At 32.6% G+C, this 3,676-nt stretch carries 5 protein-coding genes; 3 read left to right on the forward strand and 2 right to left on the reverse strand.

Annotated features, from left to right (window positions below):
• Positions 1-121 precede the first annotated feature (121 nt).
• From FFM70_RS13500 to FFM70_RS13510, 3 genes are all read left to right on the forward strand, one after another.
• Entirely contained in the window at positions 122-1,057 is a 936-nt protein-coding gene (locus FFM70_RS13500; RefSeq protein WP_137617372.1) for a replication initiation protein, read from the forward strand.
• Positions 1,050-1,526: a helix-turn-helix domain-containing protein gene (locus FFM70_RS13505; RefSeq protein WP_137617370.1), complete on the forward strand. Its 477-nt coding sequence runs from the start codon at positions 1,050-1,052 to the stop codon at positions 1,524-1,526. The genes FFM70_RS13500 and FFM70_RS13505 overlap by 8 nt, the downstream gene beginning before the upstream one ends.
• A 469-nt stretch (positions 1,527-1,995) precedes the next feature.
• Complete coding sequence (locus FFM70_RS13510) at positions 1,996-2,754, forward strand: hypothetical protein (protein WP_137617371.1); 759 nt, start codon at positions 1,996-1,998, stop codon at positions 2,752-2,754.
• A 116-nt stretch (positions 2,755-2,870) separates the two neighbouring features.
• On the opposite strand, the gene FFM70_RS13515 is transcribed toward FFM70_RS13510, so the two are convergent.
• Together FFM70_RS13515 and FFM70_RS13520 are read right to left on the reverse strand one after the other, a co-directional pair.
• Complete coding sequence (locus FFM70_RS13515) at positions 2,871-3,215, reverse strand: type II toxin-antitoxin system PemK/MazF family toxin (protein WP_001748110.1); 345 nt, start codon at positions 3,213-3,215, stop codon at positions 2,871-2,873.
• Positions 3,209-3,472 (reverse strand): AbrB/MazE/SpoVT family DNA-binding domain-containing protein, encoded by a 264-nt coding sequence (locus tag FFM70_RS13520; protein WP_001748109.1) that lies wholly within the window; start codon positions 3,470-3,472, stop codon positions 3,209-3,211. Before FFM70_RS13520 ends, FFM70_RS13515 begins: the two co-directional genes overlap by 7 nt.
• Positions 3,473-3,676: the final 204 nt, after the last annotated feature.

Raw genomic sequence — 3,676 nt, forward strand, 5'->3', positions numbered from 1 at the left:
GTTTATCAACGAGGTTTTGTCTGTTTATCAACGAGGTTTTGTCTGTTTATCAACGAGGTTTTTAATGGTGATCGTTGATAAACAATCGTTGATTTTATATAATAGTTATGGAGGTGTGATTATGAGCAATGAACTTATAAAATATGATCCTGAACTTAATACCATTCCGTTACGTAAATTCACCCCTATTGAAATGAATCTATTTTTTTCAATTATTTCTCGTATGCGTGATAAGGGAGATCAGACAGTTAGATTTTCTTTTGAACAACTTAAAGATTTGAGCAACTATAAACCGACTGCAAATAATCGCTTTGAAGATGATATTCAAAGAACTTATGAAAAGTTAATGGGACTTCATTTTGGAAGACGTAGTAAATCTGGATTAAATAGAGAAATGTTTGTTATGTTTACTAAATTCAGAATTGTTGGTGAAGCTGATTCTCCTTATATAGACATTGAAGTATATAAAGATGCTTTGCCACTTCTTAATAATTTAGACACGTGGGTTAGATATGCTTTAGCGGAATTTAGAGATCTTCGAAGCAGTTATGCTAAAACCGCTTTTAGATTGTTAAAAGGTTTCAGAACAACCGGTTATGCTTTTTTATCAAAAGAAGATTTTTTTGAGTTACTTGATATTCCTAAAAGTTATTGGAAAAAACCGGGAGACGTTGATAGATACGTTCTTAAACCAATCAGAGAAGAATTGACCCCTCTTTTTAGGGGCCTAACTGTTCGAAAGAAATATGGTAAAGGCCGCGGGAAACCAGTGATTGGGTATTCTTTTACTTGGAAGCCTGAAAAGAAAGACGCTAACGACTTCTCACAAGGTCAATTTCAAGATGAACGTCAAAAACTATTTAACATTCAGCATAATGGTGAATTAACAGAACATGAAAAATGGCGTGCCATTGATAAAGTTAAGGGGTTAACTCTAGGCTCTACTGAGAAACAAGCATTGGCTGAGAAACAAGCGGAACACGATAAAAAAATAAGAGATCAAGCAAGACAAGAAGCACTTGCTGAACTCCGAAAGGGGTTTGGAAATCATGCCTAAAACTATTAAAGAACTTGCTGACGAGTTTGGTGTATCAAAACAAGCCGTTAGGAAAAAACTAGATGCAAACTTTAGAGTGAAATATGTGCAAACCGTTCCTAGGAGCGGAGTACAAACCTTAGTTGTCAGTGACTCGGGATATTTGCTGTTAAAAAAGCATTTCGATGGTGGCAACAACCAGGAACCAAGAGAGAAAGCATTTACTAGTAACGCTGGTAATAGGAATACAGATACAATAGAATTGCTCAACCAACAATTGGCAATCAAAGATAGCCAAATTAAAGAAAAAGATGAACAATTAAAATCAATGCAAAAATTATTGGATCAATCACAACAACTACAATTGATGACTGAAAAGAAAGTTGAAGAACTTGAGACCACTACTTCTATAAAAATTAAATATGATAATCTAAATTTAAAACAAAAAAGTAACGCTTGGTGGAAATTTTGGTTAAAAAATAAGACATGATAACATTTAAAAAAAATGTTATCATGTCTTATAGGAAGATGCTTATTTTTACAACTCAAGCTCATAAACATTTTAGCTTTGTTTTATAGGCCCTGTAAAAAATTGACTGCCATCAATTGAACTTTAGGCCTGTTCAACATATTTGTTAATATTATCAGATCCAATCCGTAATGTATCTTAAAGCCTGACTTTTCCTTAAGACACATTTATTTTACCACATAAGCTACAAAAAAATACGACCACCATAGAAAGCTAAAAGAACTAATTTTCTATGGTGGTCGTATTTTTTTGTAGCTATCAACGTTTTTCTACCACCTAACTATACATAAGACTATACGAGGACTATACTAAACTATATAAAACTATAATATTTACTATACGAGACTATACGCACCAGCTCTTAGGAACTTATTGCAGTAATGTTCTTTATTGCAGAAAAAAATTATAGAAAAAGAAAGGGAAAGTCATTATGGATAATAAATCAAATAAAGATGCTTTATCTCTCATAAAAAAAAATCAAGCAGAGACTGGTTACGAAGGAAGCATACAAGAATATGAACAATTGTATTCCCTTTTTGTTAATCACGGATACAAACAAGCGCAAATTGCTTTTGCACGTTTAAGTGATATATCAAATTACCTACCTCTACTCAAATCCGGTCCGCTTTCTCTATATATTCTATATGTACTAAAAGCTAACAATGATCGGGGAAGTTCTTTTTGGTCAATAGATGCATTAGCAAAGAAATTACAAACAACTACCAAATCTATAACTAACTGGAATACTAAACTTATTGACCTTGGATTAATTCATCGACTTAAAGGACTAGGAAAATCAACCACTACTGTGTTGTTACCAACCAGTCCCATAATCATAAATGAAAAAACTCAAGAATCTATAAAGCTACTAGAAAAAATAAATTATAAACTTCAAGCATATGTAATATTTAAAAAAGACAATAAATATATCACTTACAGATTCTTTGAGTCCAATATAAAGTACAAAATCAATAATCCTATAATAATTTTAAGTGTTGAAGAGGATATGATTTCAGATATAAGCGATTCTCAAACTGCCTATACTGACATAGACGCTGTTGATGGTTCTAAAATAGATGAAATTACACAGTTACTTCTTGAAACAGAAATATCCGGTAGTGAATCAACAAAAACAAAAGAAAAAATAAGATTATTGGTTGATTTATATCAAACTTATTTAAGAAAATAAAAATCAGGGGTTATTTTCTTCAAATCACCCCTCGAAAACATTGAAAGAATAACCCTCAATATCTATAATATAGATGTTGGGGGTTATTTGTCATTATATACTAAAAATAACTTCTTCTATTTGTCATCAATACTAAACAATAATTTGTACAAAGTGATTATTTCTTCTAGTTCTTCACGCGATACATGATCGACAATAGTTTCATCAGTGACATGTCTTGCCCGTAAATCTAAGGCTATGGTTTGATCTAATAATACTTTTCCATATACTGTTTGACTACTAGTTAGTCGATGATACATTGGAAAATTACGCTTGGTACTGCTAATTGGAGCCACAATCGTCATGTTACTTGTCTGACAGACTAGATCATTGCTTAGCGCAATGGCTGGCCGCTTATTCATCTGTTCATGACCACGGCTTGGATTAAAGTTAACATAAAATATATCACCTTGGCTTACCATTGAAGTTCATTACCTTCTGACTTTCCCCAATCAAGCTCGTGATCCCTTTTCCCGTCATCTTGCCAATCCTTAAATAGTTCGTGAATATTGGTTGGGTTCTTTTTTATTGGTGTTAAAACAATTGATCCATTTTCAATGGTTATTGTCATATCTTGGTTATCATCTAATTTCAGTTGTTTAATAATTTGGCTAGGAATTCTAGCAGCTTTCGAGTTTCCCCACTTTGCTAAGCGTGTTTGTTCTTTAATAAGTTCCATATTTTCCCCTCCTAAATTATTATTACAAGTCAAGTATATCCCGTGTAGATACACAATGCAAATATTCTTACTGGAGGTCATTTACATGCAACAAGTTGTCTTACCCATAAAAGATTCAAACGTTCTTAAAGAGGTTCAAGATACGTTACTCAATAACTTTAAAGCTGGCCGACGTAACTATACGATTTTTCAAGTTGGTAAAGC

Source organism: Lactiplantibacillus nangangensis (genome assembly GCF_005405065.1).
GTDB classification, from domain to species: domain Bacteria; phylum Bacillota; class Bacilli; order Lactobacillales; family Lactobacillaceae; genus Lactiplantibacillus; species Lactiplantibacillus nangangensis.

Excerpts from the sequence above, each read along its gene's own strand:
- FFM70_RS13500 (WP_137617372.1), top strand. The coding sequence starts at position 122 with ATGAGCAATGAACTTATAAAATATGATCCTGAACTTAATACCATTCCG.
- FFM70_RS13505 (WP_137617370.1), top strand. The coding sequence starts at position 1,050 with ATGCCTAAAACTATTAAAGAACTTGCTGACGAGTTTGGTGTATCAAAA.
- FFM70_RS13510 (WP_137617371.1), top strand. The coding sequence starts at position 1,996 with ATGGATAATAAATCAAATAAAGATGCTTTATCTCTCATAAAAAAAAAT.
- FFM70_RS13515 (WP_001748110.1), bottom strand. The coding sequence starts at position 3,215 with ATGGTAAGCCAAGGTGATATATTTTATGTTAACTTTAATCCAAGCCGT.
- FFM70_RS13520 (WP_001748109.1), bottom strand. The coding sequence starts at position 3,472 with ATGGAACTTATTAAAGAACAAACACGCTTAGCAAAGTGGGGAAACTCG.